At 76.9% G+C, this 15,457-nt stretch carries 18 protein-coding genes; 4 read left to right on the top strand and 14 right to left on the bottom strand.

Features of this window, described 5'->3' with window-relative positions; all coding sequences use genetic code 11:
• Positions 1-12: 12 nt before the first annotated feature.
• Positions 13-738 carry a GNAT family N-acetyltransferase gene (locus ACI797_RS06405; RefSeq protein WP_456857682.1) on the top strand — a complete coding sequence of 242 codons (726 nt, stop codon included), beginning with the start codon at positions 13-15 and terminating at the stop codon, positions 736-738.
• Here ACI797_RS06405 and ACI797_RS06400 read toward each other — a convergent pair.
• Both ACI797_RS06400 and ACI797_RS06395 read right to left on the bottom strand, forming a co-directional pair.
• Positions 735-1,481 carry a DUF5995 family protein gene (locus ACI797_RS06400; protein ID WP_456857680.1) on the bottom strand — a complete coding sequence of 249 codons (747 nt, stop codon included), beginning with the start codon at positions 1,479-1,481 and terminating at the stop codon, positions 735-737. The two genes, ACI797_RS06405 and ACI797_RS06400, sit on opposite strands and share 4 nt — an antisense overlap.
• A gap of 74 nt (positions 1,482-1,555) precedes the next feature.
• Positions 1,556-3,373, bottom strand: a complete 1,818-nt coding sequence (locus tag ACI797_RS06395) for a PucR family transcriptional regulator (protein ID WP_456857678.1) — start codon at positions 3,371-3,373, stop codon at positions 1,556-1,558.
• Between the two features lie 484 nt (positions 3,374-3,857).
• On the opposite strand from ACI797_RS06395, the gene ACI797_RS06390 reads away from it, so the two are divergent.
• Positions 3,858-4,781 (top strand): DUF2877 domain-containing protein, encoded by a 924-nt coding sequence (locus ACI797_RS06390; RefSeq protein ID WP_456539672.1) that lies wholly within the window; start codon positions 3,858-3,860, stop codon positions 4,779-4,781.
• Positions 4,782-4,887: 106 nt separating this feature from the next.
• Here the strand turns inward: ACI797_RS06390 and ACI797_RS06385 are convergent, their stop codons facing one another.
• The 8 genes from ACI797_RS06385 to rpe are packed head-to-tail and all read right to left on the bottom strand — an operon-like array spanning position 4,888 to position 10,643.
• Positions 4,888-5,283 (bottom strand): SSI family serine proteinase inhibitor, encoded by a 396-nt coding sequence (locus ACI797_RS06385; protein ID WP_456857677.1) that lies wholly within the window; start codon positions 5,281-5,283, stop codon positions 4,888-4,890.
• Between the two features lie 3 nt (positions 5,284-5,286).
• Positions 5,287-6,153 carry an ATP phosphoribosyltransferase gene (gene hisG / locus ACI797_RS06380; RefSeq protein ID WP_456857676.1) on the bottom strand — a complete coding sequence of 289 codons (867 nt, stop codon included), beginning with the start codon at positions 6,151-6,153 and terminating at the stop codon, positions 5,287-5,289.
• 25 nt (positions 6,154-6,178) lie between these two features.
• Positions 6,179-6,442: a phosphoribosyl-ATP diphosphatase gene (locus tag ACI797_RS06375; RefSeq protein WP_456857675.1), complete on the bottom strand. Its 264-nt coding sequence runs from the start codon at positions 6,440-6,442 to the stop codon at positions 6,179-6,181.
• On the bottom strand, positions 6,439-6,963 hold the full coding sequence (gene ribH / locus ACI797_RS06370) for a 6,7-dimethyl-8-ribityllumazine synthase (protein ID WP_456539668.1): 525 nt from the start codon (positions 6,961-6,963) through the stop codon (positions 6,439-6,441). The genes ACI797_RS06375 and ribH overlap by 4 nt, the downstream gene beginning before the upstream one ends.
• Complete coding sequence (locus ACI797_RS06365; RefSeq protein ID WP_456539667.1) at positions 6,960-8,258, bottom strand: bifunctional 3,4-dihydroxy-2-butanone-4-phosphate synthase/GTP cyclohydrolase II; 1,299 nt, start codon at positions 8,256-8,258, stop codon at positions 6,960-6,962. The genes ribH and ACI797_RS06365 overlap by 4 nt, the downstream gene beginning before the upstream one ends.
• The gene (locus tag ACI797_RS06360; protein WP_456539666.1) at positions 8,255-8,899 is read right to left on the bottom strand and encodes a riboflavin synthase; all 645 of its coding nucleotides are present in this window, start codon (positions 8,897-8,899) and stop codon (positions 8,255-8,257) included. Before ACI797_RS06360 ends, ACI797_RS06365 begins: the two co-directional genes overlap by 4 nt.
• 2 nt (positions 8,900-8,901) lie before the next feature.
• Complete coding sequence (gene ribD, locus ACI797_RS06355) at positions 8,902-9,966, bottom strand: bifunctional diaminohydroxyphosphoribosylaminopyrimidine deaminase/5-amino-6-(5-phosphoribosylamino)uracil reductase RibD (protein WP_456857674.1); 1,065 nt, start codon at positions 9,964-9,966, stop codon at positions 8,902-8,904.
• A gap of 2 nt (positions 9,967-9,968) precedes the next feature.
• The gene (gene rpe / locus ACI797_RS06350; RefSeq protein WP_456857673.1) at positions 9,969-10,643 is read right to left on the bottom strand and encodes a ribulose-phosphate 3-epimerase; all 675 of its coding nucleotides are present in this window, start codon (positions 10,641-10,643) and stop codon (positions 9,969-9,971) included.
• Positions 10,644-10,694: 51 nt separating this feature from the next.
• Here rpe and ACI797_RS06345 point away from each other — a divergent pair, with 51 nt between their 5' ends.
• A complete protein-coding gene (locus tag ACI797_RS06345; RefSeq protein WP_456857672.1) occupies positions 10,695-11,327 on the top strand; it encodes a GPP34 family phosphoprotein in 633 nt (210 codons plus the stop codon).
• A gap of 3 nt (positions 11,328-11,330) precedes the next feature.
• Positions 11,331-11,945 carry a DinB family protein gene (locus tag ACI797_RS06340; RefSeq protein ID WP_456857671.1) on the top strand — a complete coding sequence of 205 codons (615 nt, stop codon included), beginning with the start codon at positions 11,331-11,333 and terminating at the stop codon, positions 11,943-11,945.
• A 107-nt stretch (positions 11,946-12,052) separates the two neighbouring features.
• Here ACI797_RS06340 and ACI797_RS06335 read toward each other — a convergent pair whose 3' ends face one another.
• Genes ACI797_RS06335 through def form a run of 4 tightly spaced genes read right to left on the bottom strand, consistent with a single transcriptional unit; the run spans position 12,053 to position 15,445 of the window.
• Positions 12,053-12,550, bottom strand: a complete 498-nt coding sequence (locus ACI797_RS06335; protein WP_456857670.1) for a hypothetical protein — start codon at positions 12,548-12,550, stop codon at positions 12,053-12,055.
• Positions 12,551-12,567: 17 nt separating this feature from the next.
• Positions 12,568-13,977 (bottom strand): RsmB/NOP family class I SAM-dependent RNA methyltransferase, encoded by a 1,410-nt coding sequence (locus ACI797_RS06330; RefSeq protein WP_456857669.1) that lies wholly within the window; start codon positions 13,975-13,977, stop codon positions 12,568-12,570.
• Positions 13,974-14,963 carry a methionyl-tRNA formyltransferase gene (gene fmt, locus ACI797_RS06325; RefSeq protein WP_456857668.1) on the bottom strand — a complete coding sequence of 330 codons (990 nt, stop codon included), beginning with the start codon at positions 14,961-14,963 and terminating at the stop codon, positions 13,974-13,976. Before fmt ends, ACI797_RS06330 begins: the two co-directional genes overlap by 4 nt.
• Positions 14,894-15,445, bottom strand: a complete 552-nt coding sequence (gene def, locus ACI797_RS06320; protein ID WP_456857667.1) for a peptide deformylase — start codon at positions 15,443-15,445, stop codon at positions 14,894-14,896. Before def ends, fmt begins: the two co-directional genes overlap by 70 nt.
• Positions 15,446-15,457: the final 12 nt, after the last annotated feature.

The following is a 15,457-nucleotide window of genomic DNA, read 5'->3' as shown; positions in this document are numbered from 1 at the left end:
AGCCTCGCGGCGATGCTCGATGTCGATCCGGCCGCGGTGGGCCGTTTCTTCGCGCCCGAGCGGCCGGGACCGCTGATCCAGCAGCACGTCGTCTCCTCCGGCGTCGGCCGGTGCGCCGTCGACCGCTGGCCCGACCCGTCGACGGTGCTGGCGGAGCTGCCCGGCGACAACGTCGCCGTCCGCGGCACGCCGCGGGCCGTCCCCGGACTGCGGGGGCTGGTGGAGGCGCCGCCGGAGTGGCTGCCGGCGCTGCGCGAGGTGGATCCCGGCCTGGCCGTCTGGGACCGCGTCGTCGCCGTCCTGCCGGAGTCGGTCGACGTGCCGGCGCCCGGCGCGCGGGTGCGCCGGCTCGGCACGGGCGACGCGGCCGCCCTGGCGGCGCTGGACCCGTCGATCGCCTGGATCGGCGAGACGTGGGACGGCGCCGCGGGGCTGGCCGCATCCGGGTACGCCTGGGCCGCCTTCGACGGCGACCGGCCGGTCGCCGTGGCCTGCTCCTTCTACGTCGGGCGGCGCTTCGAGGACATCGGCGTGGTGACCGAGCCCGGTTTCCGCGGCCGCGGGCTGTCCCGGGCCTGCACCGCCGCGCTGGTGGCCGACATCCGCGCCCGCGGGCACCGGCCGACGTGGACGACGAGCCCCGGCAACACGGCCAGCCGGGCGGTGGCGGCGCGGCTGGGCTTCGTGCACGAGCGCGACGACGTCCTCTACGCCGTCGGCGTCCCGATCCCCGGCTAGCGCTCCTGCGGCAGGGTGACGCCGAAGCCGTGCACGGCGAGGCGCACGAGCACCGGGCCGGGGCGGAGCAGGTCGGCGACGCGCGCGTCGCTGAGGGACTCGAGCTCGGCGAGCCGGCGGCCGAACGCGTCGTCGCCGTCCAGCCGTGCGGCGTTCAGCGCGGCCGCGTTGGCCCAGACCTTCCGCCGGGACTCGCGCAGGAAGATCCGGGTGGCCAGGCGGTTGACCGGTGTCAGCAGGTGGTCGAGCAGGGTGCGCGGGTCACCGGCCCGGCGCAGCTCGAGGTCCTCGGCGCCCACGCGGGAGGCGAGCACGCCGTCGATCCGCTGGTGGTCGCGCTCGCGGGCGGCCAGCACCCCCGGGTCGGCGAAGTCACCCGGCGCGATGACCCGCACCAGCGACTGGGGCAGGTCGTAGTTGATGTGCGCGTTGACGCCGAGCAGCACGTGCGCCTCGGGCCGCAGCCCGGCCCGGGCGCCGAACGCCCGCCGCCAGGGGGCGGGCGCGGTCGCCGGGTCGCGCCGGTGGGCCTCGAGCGCGTCGAGGTAGAAGCCGGCGAAGTCGGTGTCCCACTCCGCCAGCCAGGCGGGGTCCTCGAACAGGCCGTCGTCCAGCGCGGCCCGGACCGCCTCGGTGATGCGCAGGTAGGTGCCGAGGAAGAAGCGCGCCGGGTCGCCGGCCGCCTCCAGCTGCGCCTGCAGTGCGCTCATCCGCGCGATGAGCGCGTCCACCTGTTCGCTCACGCCGCCTCCCCGGTCCGGCCCCCTGCAGGGTCCCGCTGCGAGCGTGCGAGCGGTGGGGGGCAGGGGGTCCTTTTTCAGATCAGGGCGTCCAGTCCGTCGTCGGGCATGAGCGGGGCCGGCACCGACTCGATGGGCGGGCGGTGCGGCTGGTCCAGCCCCCGCATGCGGGCGGCGTGCAGGGCCAGCAGCAGGTTCAGCCGCAGCGTCGGGTCGGTGGTGAAGGGGCCCAGCAGCCGCTCCAGCTTGCCGATCCGGTAGCGCATCGTGTTGTAGTGGAAGTGCAGCCGGCGCGCCGACTCCGCCACGTTGAGGTTGGTCTCCAGCAGCACCCGCAGCGTCTCGCGCAGGTCGGCTGAGTCGGGGTCGGTGCTGTCGGCCAGCGGGCCGAGCACCTCATCGACGTAGGAGCGCAGCTCCGTGCTGTCGGGGATGAGCGAGAGCAGCCGGAAGACGCCGAGCTGGTCGAAGTGGGTGACCGCGGAGGTGCCGTGGATCTCCTGGCCGACCGACAGCGCCCGCTGCGCCTGCTGGTAGGCGTCGCCGAGCCCGGTGATGGTCGGCGACGGGCGCCCGATGCCGGTGCCCAGCACGCGGCCCACCCGGCGCAGCCGGGCGTTCACCCGCGAGGTCACCGCCGAGACCAGGGAGGAGATCTCCTCGGGGTTGCGCCCGTCGAGCGGCAGCACGGTGACGATCTCGGTCGACAGCCCCGCCACGGCGGCGCCGGCGACCTCGCCCTCGAGGGCGGCCCGCCAGCCGTCGGCCAGCCGGTCGAGGACGTCGAGGGCCCGGGTCGGGTCGGCCTGCGGGTCGGCGACGGTCTCGGTCGCCGACACCAGGACGACGACGGGGCCGTCGAGCCGCCAGCCGAACGAGCGGGTCTGCGCCAGCGCGCGCTCGGTGTGCCGCAGCGAGCCGCCGACCAGCCGCCGGACCAGGTCGCCCTGGAAGCGCAGCTCGACCGAGTGCACGGCCTGCTGGCGGATCACCGACAGCGCCGACACCATCGCGGCCTGCTCCAGGACGCCACCGGCACCGACCATGAGCGGGCCGGTGCGGTGCACCGCGACCAGCCAGCCGTGGCGCTGGTCGCCGGCCATGATCGGGGCGACGGCGTACTCCCCCACCCCGCCGGGCAGCTCGTGGTGCCCGGGGACGAGCAGGATGCCGTCGGCGGGGTTGAGGTCGGCGTCGGCCAGCACGTCGGCCGGGGTGACCACGCTCTGGTCGGCGCGGACGCCGGAGAGCCGCCGCGCCGGGGCCAGCTCGGCGAGCGCGTCGTCGGCGGCGGCGTCGAGCAGCCAGAGCCAGTCGCTGATCTCGGCGACGTCCTCGGAGGGGCCGGCGCTGGTCGCGATCTCGCGGTCGGGGCCGAGGCCGAGGACGGCGGCGCCCTCGAGGAACCCGGAGAGCTGGTCGGTGACCTCGGCCAGCCCGCCGCCGGTGAGGGCGACGTCGATGAACTGGTTGTGCATGCGCGAGGTCAGCGACAGCGCCTCGCTCTGCTTGCTGACCACCGCGCCGAGGACCTCGGAGAGGACCTCGTCCATGCGCACGCCGGCCGGCAGCGCCAGGACCGGGAAGCCGCGCCGGTCGGCCTCGGCGAGCACCTCGCCGGGGACCGGCGCCGGCCCCTCGGCGCGGCGGAACGCCAGCGCGGCGGTGCCCATCGAGACCAGCCGCTCGACCAGCGCCCGGCAGTTGGCGGGGTCGGCCGGGGGCAGCCGCGCGCCGAGGACGACGACGACGTCCGAGGCGGCGACGGCCAGGGGGTCGGCCGGGTCGTCGACGACCATGTGCCGCACCGGCCGGTCGAGCCCGTCCCGCCCGGCGACCACCGTCGTGCCGGCCAGCGCGGGCAGCCGGAGCGCCTCGGCCAGCGTGAGGCCCATCCGGTCGTGCCACGAAGTGCGCTCGGCGAACGGCTGTGGGAAGGTGGCACGCGCGGACTGCGCACTGCGACGGAACGCTACCGTCGAACTACGCTGCGTGGCGGCCGTGAGTGACGAATCACCCTGGGTCACGGGTCATCCCCCTTCAGTTGCCAAACAGACTGCCACATCCCGATCCGCTGTCAGGAGTGCCCGGTCGGCCGCTGCCATTCTTGGCAACTTCCGCCATACGAGGCCGCGCGACGCGCCGCATAGGTTCGTGACCAGGTTCACCGCAACCCGCTGGATGGTAGGCCGTCACCCCTGGTGGTGAGTGCCACCCCCTCCGTCGGGGAGCGAGGGACCCGGCGGGGGCCATCAGCACGGCGCTCCCGTCGACGCCTCCGCCGGAAGGGCCGCCATGCGCACCATCGACGAACTCACTGGCCCGGGTGGCCGCCGCACTCAGCCGGACGCGCCCCGCGGACGCGCCGCGCGTGCCGGGGTGCCCCTGATCCCCCTCCCCCGCGAGTCCGCCCAGGCCGCGGCCCGCACCGCCGTCCCCGCCCGCGCCGCCACCGCGGTCCCGGCCTCCGCCAGCACCGGCGTCGCCGAGCTGCTGCGCGGCCCGGTCCGCCCGGCGCGCGTGCTCATGAGCCTCCCGGCGGCCGTCTACCTGCAGGTGCAGAACGAGCGCGGCGGCGACGTGGTCGGCGTCCTCACCAGCGACGCCGCCCGGCTGCCGCTGGGCTGCGTGCTCTTCCGGCCGAGCAACGGCCGGCCCCTGGTCGCCCTGCCCACCGGCGCCCCGGCCGAGGTGGGTGGCGGCCGCATCGTGGTCGGCGACCTCGCGGTCAGCGCCGCCGCCTGGTGGGACCCGCGCCCCCGGCTGCCGCACGCCCGCCCGGCGCTGCTGCCCGAGGGCGTGCGCCAGCTGCGCAACGCGCTCTACGGCGAGGGCGTCCCGCACAGCGCCTTCACCCTCCCCGGCCTGCCCACCGGCCCCGGCGGCCCGCTCGCCGCGCTGCGCGGCGCCGTCCGCCGGGCCGACCTGGACGCGGCGCTGCGCACGGCGGCCCGGCTGATCGGGCTCGGCCCCGGCCTGACCCCGGCCGGTGACGACGTCATGGCCGGCACGATGGCCGGCCTGGTCCTCCTCGGGCACCCGGCCGCCGAGCGGTTCGCCGCCGGCGTCTACTCGCTGGCCGCCGGCCGCACCACCGAGCTGTCCCGGGCGCTGCTGCGGCACGCGGCCGCCGGGCGGGTCAGCGGCGAGTACGCCGCCGTCCTGCAGGGCCTGGTCGGCGAGCGGCCGCTGGGCCCGGCGATCGCCGGCCTGCTGGCCACCGGCTCGACCAGCGGCCGCGCGATGGCGCTGGGCCTGTGCACCGCGATCGACCTGGTGGACCGCACCACGCGCGTGCGCTGACGACCGCGGCCGACGGCCCCCCGACCCCGGCGGTCGGGGGGCCGTCGCCGTTCCGGGGACTGCTCACCCGCGCCGTGCGGTCGCCACCCGCGCGGGTGGTCGGCCGCTACGCGGGCAGCAGCGGGCCGAGGGCGTCCCACTGGGCGATGGGGCAGCCGTCCACCCGGGACAGCTGCCGGTCGACCGGCTCCCCGCGCCAGCGGCCGGTCACGTGCGCGGTCTGCGGGCCGCCGTACTGCTCGGTGCAGACGGCGTCGGCGGGCAGCGGCGCGAACGGGTCGTCGAGGCCCTCGAGGTGGGTGCAGGCCGCGGCCGCCGCCGGGTGGTCGCCGGCCACGCCGCCGCCGCACACCAGGGTCCAGGTCTGGGCCGGCGTGCCGTCGCCGCGGGCGAGCACCACCTCCAGCTGGTCGAGCTGCGCCGGGGCGCCCGCGTCCGGTCCTCCGTCGGCGCCGGCGCAGCCGGCCAGCAGGAGCGCGGCGAGCAGCAGCGGCGCGCGCACGGCTCAGATGCGCGACGCGTGGATCTTCGTGACCAGGATCGCGCGGGCGCCGAGCTCCCAGAGCTCGTCCATCAGCCGGTTGGTCTCGCCCTGGGGCACCATCGCGCGCACCGCCGACCAGCCCGGCGTCTGCAGCGGGCTGACCGTCGGCCCCTCCAGGCCGGGCGTGATCGCGGTGGCCTTCTCGAGCAGCTCGTTCGGGCAGTCGTAGTCGAGCATCACGTACTGCCGGGCCACCAGGACGCCGCGCAGCCGCCGGCGCAGCTGCGCCACGGCCGGGATCTCCTCGGCGCCCTCCCGGCGGACCAGGATCGCCTCGCTGCCCAGCACCGGCTCGCCGATGATCTGCAGGCCCGCCGCGCGCAGCGTCGTCCCGGTCTCGACGACGTCGCACACCGCGTCGGCCACGCCCAGCCGGCAGGCGGTCTCGACCGCGCCGTCGAGCTTGACCACCGCGGCCTTGATGCCGGCCTCGGCGAGGTGCCGCTGCAGCAGCACCGGGTAGGCGGTGGCGATCCGCTTGCCGGACAGCTGCTCGATGGTCGAGATGCCCGACTCCACCGGAACGGCGAAGCGGAACGACGAGCGCCCGAAGCCCAGCGGCATGACCTCGACCGCTGCCGGTCCCTCGCCGTCGGCCGGCGCGGTCTCCATGAGCATGTCGCGGCCGGTGATGCCGACGTCGAGCGTGCCGGAGGCGACGTACACGGCGATGTCCCGCGGCCGCAGGTAGAAGAACTCGGTGTCGCTCTCGGGGTCGTAGACGGCGAGGTCCTTGGTGCTGCGCCGCTGCCGGTAGCCGCTCTCGGCGAGCATCTCGGCCGCGGGCTCGCTCAGGACGCCCTTGTTGGGCACGGCGATGCGCAGCACGGGACGAACTCCTAACCGACGGGGATCACAGGTGAGCGTAGACGTCGTCGAGGGTGAGACCCCGCGCCAGCATGAGCACCTGCACCCGGTAGAGGAGCTGGCTGATCTCCTCCGCCGTCCGGTCGAGCGACTCGTGCTCGGCGGCCATCCACGACTCGGCGGCCTCCTCGACCACCTTCTTGCCCGCCGCGTGCACGCCGTCGCGGACGGCGGCGACGGTGCCCGAGGCCGGGTCCCCGGCGGCGACCTTGCCGGCCAGCTCGCCGAAGAGCTCGTCGAAGGTCTTCACGCGCGACCGTCCCCGGCCGGCGTGATCCGGAAGCCGGTGGGCCGGGCCGGGGTCCGCAGGTCGCGGAGCACCAGCGCGGTCCGCAGCGCCGCGATGGTGGCCTCCCAGCCCTTGTCCTCGGCCGAGCCGGGCAGCCCGGCCCGGTCGCGGGCCTGCTGCTCGTCGTCGGTGGTCAGGACGCCGTTGCCCACCGGCTTGCCGGCGTCGAGGGCGACCCGGGTGAGCCCGGCGGTGACCGAGTCGCAGACGTACTCGAAGTGCGGGGTGCCGCCGCGGACCACCACGCCGAGCGCGACGACGGCGTCGTGCCGCTCGGCCAGCGCCTGGGCGACGACCGGCAGCTCCACGGCCCCGGGCACCCGGACGACGGTCGGCGCCGCGACGCCGCTGGCCTCGGCGGCGGCCAGCGCCCGCCCGAGCAGGGAGTCGGTGATCTCGGCGTGCCAGGTGGTGGCCACGATGCCGACGGACAGGCCGGCGGCGTCGACCGGCTGGGCCTCCGGCGCTCCCTGGCCGCTCACAGCTGCTGCTCCTGCTGGCCGAGGGGCACGTCGGTGCCCGGGACGGTGTCGGCCGGGCCGGCCTCGGTCTCCGGCTCGATGATGTCGAGCAGGTGGCCCATGCGGTCGCGCTTGGTGCGCAGGTAGGCCAGGTTCTCCTGGGTGACGTGGCTGGGCAGCGGCACGCGGCCGACGATCTTCAGCCCGTAGCCCTCCAGCCCCGCGCGCTTGGCGGGGTTGTTGGTGAGCAGCCGCATGGTGTGCACCCCGAGGTCGACCAGGATCTGCGCGCCGGTGCCGTAGTCGCGGGCGTCGGCGGGCAGGCCCAGGTCGAGGTTGGCGTCGACGGTGTCCACGCCGGCGTCCTGCAGCTGGTAGGCCTGCAGCTTGTGCAGCAGGCCGATCCCCCGGCCCTCGTGCCCGCGGATGTAGAGCACGACGCCGCGGCCCTCCTGGGCGACCGCCTCCAGCGCGGCCTGCAGCTGGGGGCCGCAGTCGCAGCGCAGCGAGCCGAAGACGTCGCCGGTGAGGCACTCGGAGTGCACGCGGACGAGCACGTCCTCGCCGTCCCCGATGTCGCCCATGACGAACGCGACGTGCTCGCGGTTGTCGTAGCTGCTGGCGTAGCCGACCGCGGTGAAGGTGCCCGGCGCGAGCGGCACGGTCGCCTCGGCGACGCGCTCGACCAGCTTGTCGAAGCGCTTGCGGTAGGCGATCAGGTCGGCGATCGAGATGAGGCAGAGGTCGTGCTCGTCGGCGAAGACCCGCAGCTCGTCGGCCCGGGCCATGCCGGTGGGGTCCTTCTCGCTGACCATCTCGCACAGCGTCCCCGACGGCCGCAGCCCGGCCAGGACGGCGAGGTCGACCGCGGCCTCGGTGTGGCCCGGCCGGCGCAGCACGCCGCCGTCCTTGGCCCGCAGCGGCACGATGTGGCCCGGCCGCGACAGGTCGGCCGACGACGTCGACACGTCGGCGAGCAGGCGGATCGTGTGCGCGCGGTCGGCCGCCGAGATGCCGGTGGTGACGCCCTCGCGGGCGTCGACGGTCACCGTGTAGGCGGTGCCGCGGCGGTCCTGGTTGACCCGGAACATCGGCGGCAGGTCGAGCCGGTCGGCGTCGGCCTCGGTGAGCGCCACGCAGATGTAGCCCGAGGTGTAGCGGACCATGAAGGCCACCAGCTCGGGGGTGGCGAGCTCGGAGGCGAAGATCAGGTCGCCCTCGTTCTCGCGGTCCTCGTCGTCGACGACCACGACGGGCTTGCCGCTCTTGACCGCCGCGATGGCGTCCTCGATCGAGTCGAGCCGCGTGCCGCTCACCGCCGGGCCTCCAGCAGTCGTTCCACGTACTTCGCGATCACGTCGACCTCCAGGTTGACCGGGTCCCCCGGAGCGCGCGTGCCGAGCGTGGTCTCGCGCAGGGTGGTGGGGATGAGGCTGACCTCGAGCCAGGGCTCGGGGGCTGTGTCGGCTGACCCGCCCGCCGTCCCCAGCGGGCTGACCGCGCTGACGGTCAGCGAGACGCCGTCGACGGTGATCGAGCCCTTCTCGACGACGTAGCGGGCCAGCTGCGGCGGCACGGCGATCCGCACCACCTCCCAGTGCTCACCGGGGGTGCGGGAGACGACCGAGCCGACGCCGTCCACGTGGCCCTGTACCAGGTGCCCGCCGAGCCGGGTGTGCGCGGTCACCGCGCGCTCCAGGTTGACCGGGTCGCCCGCGCCGAGCGCGCCGAGGCTGCTGCGCGACAGGGTCTCGGCCATCACGTCGGTGCCCCACACCGCGGCGTCCCCGTCGGGGCGGACGTCGGTCACGGTCAGGCAGACGCCGTTGACCGCGATCGAGTCGCCGAGCGCGACGCCGTCCAGGACCTTGCGCGCCCGGATGGACAGGCGGACGGCGTCCGACTGCTCCTCGCGGACCAGCAGGGTGCCGACCTCCTCGACGATCCCGGTGAACACCTTCACGACCTCCCGTTCGCGCGCGCTGCGCCACCCTCAGTGTGCCGGGTGGGGCGCAGCAGGAGCTGCACGTCCCCGCCCAGCAGGGTGACGTCGACGACTTCCAGGGTCAGCGCGTCGGCGATCGTCCCGATTCCCAGGTCCCCCACCAGGGAGGGACCGGCCCCGAGCAGCTTCGCGGCGAGGTGGACGACGACCTCGTCGACCAGCCCGTCGCGGAGGAAGGCGGCGGCCAGCGTGGGGCCGCCCTCCAGCAGCACCCGCCGCACGTCGCGGGCGAACAGCTCGTCGAGGACGGCGCGCGGCGTCGCGGCGGCGGTGACCAGGGTGGGCGCGGCGTCGTCGAGGACGCGCGCGGTCCGCGGCAGCCGGCCGCGTCGGTCGACCACGACCCGCAGCGGCTGCCGGGGGGCGTTCCGGCCCCCGGCGTCGCGCACGGTCAGCTGCGGGTCGTCGGCCAGCGCCGTCCCGCCGCCGACGACCACGGCGTCGCAGGCGGCGCGGATCCGGTGCACCGCGGCGCGGGCCTCGGGGCCGGTGATCCAGCGGCTGGTGCCGTCGGCGGCGGCCACCCGGCCGTCGAGGGTGGCGCCCGCCTTCCACACCACCCGCGGGCGGTGCTCGCGGACGCCGGTGAGCCACGAGGCCAGCGCGCCGTCCTCCGCCTCGGCCTGCTCGACGGGCAGGACGACGTCGACCCCGGCGGCGCGCAGCCGGTCCGCGCCGCCGACGGCGAGCCGGGTGGGCTCGGGGACGGCGACGACGACGCGGGCGACGCCGGCAGCGATCAGGGCGTCGGAGCAGGGGCCGGTGCGGCCGGTGTGCGCGCACGGCTCGAGGGTGACGACGGCGGTGCCGCCCCGGGCGCGCCCGCCGGCCTGCGCCAGCGCGCGCACCTCGGCGTGCGGCCCGCCGGGCGGGGACGTGGCCCCCTCCCCCGCGACCGCGCCGTCGGCGTCCAGGACCACGGCCCCCACCGGCGGGTTGGGGCTGGTCGTGCCGAGCACGCCGAGCCCGAGCTCGCGGGCGCGCGCCATCGCGGCCCGCTCGGCCGGGGTGACCTCCACGGTCAGCCGCGGAACGCCGTGCTCGCCTGCGCGCGCAGCGCGGCGATCGCCTTGGCCGGGTCGTCGGCGCCGTAGACGGCGGAGCCCGCGACGAACACGTCGGCGCCGGCCGCGGCGGCCTGCTCGATGGTGTCGGCGTTGATGCCGCCGTCCACCTCGACGAACAGCTGCAGGTGGCCGCTCTGCACCAGCTCGCGCGCCCGGCGCACCTTCGGCAGCACCTCGGCCATGAACTCCTGGCCGCCGAAGCCGGGCTCGACGGTCATCACCAGCAGGGTGTCGAAGTCGGGCAGCACCTCGAGGACGTCGTCCAGCGGCGTCCCCGGCTTGATGGCGAGGCCGGCGAGCGCCCCCGCCGCGCGCAGGTCGCGGGCGACCGACCGCGGGTCGCCGGTGACCGCCTCGGCGTGGACCGTCACGTTGCGGGCGCCGGCCTCGGCGTAGCCCGGCGCCCAGCGCTCGGGCGCCTCGATCATCAGGTGGCAGTCCAGCGGCACCGGGCTGACCTCCTGGATCGCCCGGACCACCGGCAGACCCAGCGTCAGGTTCGGCACGAAGTGGTTGTCCATGACGTCCACGTGCAGCCAGTCGGCGTCGGCGACCCGCTGCGACTCCTCCGCCAGGCGCGCGAAGTCGGACGAGAGCAGGCTCGGCGCGATCAGGGGGGCACGGGACACGTCTGCCGAGTCTAGGTGCGGCCTGATCAGCTCCTGACCTAGCCTGCGCCCGTGACGGATGCGCAGTTCACCGGGGGCGTCGCGGCCCGGGTCGCCGCCCTGTGCCTCGACCGCCGCGGCCGCGTGGGCGACTGGACCATCTGCGGCCCCGCCGTCCGGGCGGGGCTGCTGCTGGACCTGGCGCTGGCCGGCCGGATCGAGCAGACCGCCGACAGCGTGGTCGTCGACGAGACCCCGACCGGGTTCGCCCCCGCCGACCGGCTGCTCGCCGCGATCGGTGCCGAGCCGGAGCGCTCGCTCGACGGCTGGCTGGACGAGCGCCGGATCGGGCTCCGCGACCTCGTCGAGGCCAACGTGGCCTCCGGGCGCTGGCACCGCCGGCGGTTGCGCTTCCGCCGGGACCGGTACGACGCGCCCGGCCGGGACGACGACCTGGACCGCGACCCCGCGCACCCGGACGGCACGTGGACGCCCGCCGACGCCTGCGTGACCGCCGTCGCGCAGGCCGCCGACCTGCTCAACCGCACCCGCCTCCCGTCGGAGCTGCCGTCCCCGGCGCTGGTGGCCGCCGGCGGGCCGGTCGCGTGGCTGTGCCAGGCCGTCGTCGAGCACCTGCACCGCACGAGCCGGCGGATGCACTCGCAGGCCGGCGCGCTCCGCGTCGGCGACGCGGGGCCCGGCTGAACCGTGCTCACCCCCGACGACCTGCGCACCGCCGCGGCGTGGGCGGGGCGGCGCTTCGCCCTGCTGCCCGACGCCGACCTCGCGCCGCCGGCCCCCGGGTGGACCGCCCGCCGCACGCTGGACCACCTGGTCGACACGATGGAGCTCTACGCCGCGCACGTCGGCACCCGCGCCACCGGCCGGCTCCCGCCGCCGCGGGACGGCGACCCGGGGGCCGGCCGCGCCGAGCTCGCCGCCCAGCTCGCCCTGCCGGCGGAGGAGCTGGCCCGGCTGCTCGACGGCATGGGCGACGACGAGCGGGCCTTCCACCCCTCCGGCCGGGCCGACCGCACCGGCTGGGTCGGGATGGCCTGCACCGAGCTGCTGGTGCACACGCGGGATGCGTGCGGCCCCGACCCGGTGGACGCGGCGCTCGAGCCGCTGGCCGCCGCCGTCGTCGACCGCGTGCTGCCGTGGACGCCGCCCGGTGCGGGGTGGGCGCGGTTGCTGCAGGCGACCGGCCGCGCGCCCCTGGGCGACGTGCCGCCCGCGGACGCCGACTGGTGGTGGCAGAGCGCGCCGCTCGCCGAGTGGGACGGCGCCCCGCGGCGCCGCACCAGCCCGCCCCAGTGGCGCTGAGCCCGGTTCCCGCCCCACCGGGATGCGCACGGGGAACGCAACGGCGGGCCGGGTGACGTCCCTCGTGCGCATCCCGGCGCCGGAGGTGGCGCTGCTCCCGTGAACGGTCAGTCGCGGTCTGGCAGGGCGGTCCACTGCGCCCAGGTCAGGTCGCGGCCGACGTAGCGGGGCGCGCGCAACGGCCACTCGCGGGCCAGCCAGGCCGGCACGAGTTCGTCGAGGGCGCGCTCGGTGTCGCTGCCGACCAGCCGGTCGACCACCCACCAGGAGACCTCCGCGTCGGCGTCGCCGGCCTTCTCCGGCGGGTCGACGTACACGCAGCCGAGCAGCTCCGACTCGTCGTCGGGGAAGAGCCCGTAGAGGAAGCTCTCGTGCGCGGCGATCTCCCGCGCGTGCCGGGCGAGGTCCTCGCGGTCCTGCTCGACGGTCATCGTCGCCGGCGGCCACCCCCAGGCCTCGCCGTAGGTGGCCCACAGCCGCTCGCGCGAGCCCATCACGGCCGGATGGTCGATGTCGGTGTCCGCGTCGCTCATCGGGCGCAGGTGCTCCCCGGTGGGCAGGTCGACGCGGAGGGGGTGCTCCCACCCCTCGGGCAGCCACGGCACGGGGGGCACCGTAGCGGTCAGGTGGTCCGGCGGAGCAGGGCCATGAACATGGCGTCGGTGCCGTGCCGGTGCGGCCACAGCTGCGCGTACCGGCCGCGCTCTATGCCGGGCACCTCGGGGAACAGCGGCGCGACCGGCAGCACCTCGACGTCGTCCCGCCCGGCCGCGGCGTGGACCACGGCGGCGGTCTCGGCGGTGTGCGGCGAGCAGGTCACGTACGCCACGACGCCGCCGGGCCGGACCGAGCGCAGCGCGCCGGCCAGCAGCTCGGTCTGCAGCTCGGCCAGCGGGCCGACGTCGTCGGGCGTCCGCCGCCACCGCACCTCGGGCCGGCGGCGCAGCGCGCCGAGACCGGTGCACGGGGCGTCGAGCAGGACGCGGTCGAAGGACGCCTCCGGCCACGGCGGCTGCCGGCCGTCGGCCACCTCCACCGCGACGTCGTCGGCGCCGGCGAGGGCCCGGCGGACCAGGTCGGCCCGGTGCGGGGCGCGGTCGGCGGCGGTCAGCCGCACGCCGGGCGGGCGGACGGCGGCGAGCAGCCCCGCCTTGCCGCCCGGGCCGGCGCACATGTCCAGCCAGGCGCGGTCGGGCCCCTCCAGCGGGGCCCGGGTCAGCGCGAGCGCGGCGAGCTGGCTGCCCTCGTCCTGCACCGCGGCGGCGCCGTCGCGCACCGCGGCCAGCCGGCCGGGGTCACCGCCGTGCAGCCGGACGGCGAACGGCGACCACGGCCCCGGCTCGCCGCCGGACTGCGCCAGGAGCTCCTCACGGGAGATCCGCCGGGCCGCGAGGTGCACCTCGGGCGCGGCGTCGTCGGCCAGCAGCGCCGCCTCCAGTTCCGCGTCGTCGAGGGGGTCGCCCCCGAGGGCCTCCCGCCAGGCCCGCACGATCCACAGCGGGTGGTCGGTGGCCAGCCCGAGCCGCTCGTCGCCGCCGGCGCCGAGCTCCGCGAGCCACGCCGCCCGGTCGCCCCCCGCGGCCACCCTGCGCAGCACCGCGTTGACCAGGCCGGAGGCGCCGGGACCGACGATCGCCCGGGTCAGGTCGACGGTGGTGTCGACGGCGGCGTGCGCGGGGACGCGCAGGTCGATCAGCTGGTAGGCGCCCAGCCGCAGCAGGTCGAGCACGCGGGGGTCGAGGTCGGCCAGCGGCCGGTCGACCAGCCGGGCGAGGATCGCGTCGAGCGTGCCCTGCGCGCGCAGTGCCCCGTAGGCGAGCTGCGTGGTGAAGGCGGCGTCGCGCGGCTCCAGCTGCCGCTCGCGCAGCAGCTGCGGCAGCAGCAGGTTGGCGTAGGCGTCGCGGGAGGTGACGGCGTCCAGCACGTCGTAGGCGGTCAGCCGGGCGCCGTCGAGCTCCCGGCGCGGGACCGGCCGGCGGGGCCGCCGTCCCGACCTCGGACCGCCGCCGGGACGACGGGGCGGGCCGCTCATGCGAGCCGCTCCCCCGCCTCCGGGCGCGCCCCGCGGGCCCAGTCGGCGGCCGGCAGCACGCGCTTGCCCGCCGGCTGCACCTCGCCGAGCCGGACCGGGGCCGAGCCGGTGCCGACCAGCACGTGCTTGCCCACCGCCAGCTCCCCCGGCGCGAGCGCGGGGCCGTCGGCGACCGGCTCGACCGGGCCGACCCGCAGCCGCTCGCCGCGCCAGGTGGTCCACGCCCCGGGCGCGGGCGTGACGCCGCGGACCCGCCGGTCGACCACGTGCGCCGGCAGCGCCCAGTCGACGCGGGCGTCGGCGGTCTCGATCCGCGGGGCGAGGCTGACGCCGTCGGCCGGCTGGGGCTGCGCCTCCAGGGCGCCGGCCGCGATGCCGTCGAGCGTGGCCACGAGGAGCCGGGCCCCGCTGACCGCGAGCCGCGCGAGCAGGTCACCGGCGGTGTCGCGCGGGCCGATCGGCTCGGTCAGCGTGCCGAACACCGGCCCGGTGTCCAGCCCCTTCTCGATGAGGAAGGTCGAGGCGCCGGTGACGTCGTCGCCGGCCATGATCGCGTGCTGCACCGGCGCCGCCCCGCGCCAGGCCGGCAGCACGGAGAAGTGCAGGTTGACCCAGCCGTGCCGGGGGATCTCCAGGGCCGGCACGGGGATCAGCGCGCCGTAGGCGACCACCGGCACGCAGTCGACGGCGAGCCCGGCGAGCTGCGCCTGGAACTCCGGGTCCTTGGGCGAGGCCGGCTGCAGCACGGGCACGCCGGCGGCGTCGGCCCGCTCCGCGACCGGTGAGCGGCTCACCCGGCGGCCGCGGCCGGCCGGGGCGTCGGGCCGGGTGAGGACGGCGACGACCTCGTGGTCGGAGGCGAGCAGCGCCTCCAGCGAGGGGACGGCGGGCGCCGGCGTCCCGGCGAAGACGAGCCTCAGTGCGGGCTCACCTTCACCACCGGCACGGGCTCGCCGGCCGGCTGGTAGGCCTGCTCCCCGGCCCACTCCGCGTCGCGCAGCACGGCCAGCGCGGCCTCGCGGGCCTCGGCGTCGAGCCGGTCGACGAAGAGGACGCCGTCGAGGTGGTCGACCTCGTGCTGCACCGCCCGGGCCAGCATGTGCGAGCCCTCGACCCGGACCGGCTCGCCGTGCACGTTCCACCCGGTGGCGGCGACGTAGAGGTGCCGGCGGCAGTCGAACCGGAAGCCCGGGATGGACAGGCAGCCCTCGGGGTCGATCTGCTCCTCGTCGCCGACCGCGGTCACCTCGGGGTTGACCAGGTGCCCGACCTCGCCGTCGACGTACCAGGTGAACACGCGCAGGCCCACGCCGATCTGCGGGGCCGCGAGGCCGGCGCCGCCGGCGGCGTGCATGGTGTCGGTCAGGTCGGCGACGAGCTGGCGCAGCTCGGCGTCGAAGTCGACGACCTCCTCGGCCCTGCGGCGCAGGACGGGGTCGCCCATCAGGCGGATCGGGGTGACGCTCACCGATCCAGGGTA

Source organism: Geodermatophilus sp. SYSU D00691 (assembly GCF_054050275.1).
This window is presented reverse-complemented; position numbering and strand designations above follow the sequence as displayed.

What these genes read in the sequence shown, in the direction of transcription:
- ACI797_RS06405 (WP_456857682.1), top strand. Translation starts at nt 13, where the DNA reads ATGCTCGATGTCGATCCGGCCGCGGTGGGCCGTTTCTTCGCGCCCGAG.
- ACI797_RS06330 (WP_456857669.1), bottom strand. Translation starts at nt 13,977, where the DNA reads ATGAGCGGCCCGCCCCGTCGTCCCGGCGGCGGTCCGAGGTCGGGACGG.
- ACI797_RS06395 (WP_456857678.1), bottom strand. Translation starts at nt 3,373, where the DNA reads ATGGGCCTCACGCTGGCCGAGGCGCTCCGGCTGCCCGCGCTGGCCGGC.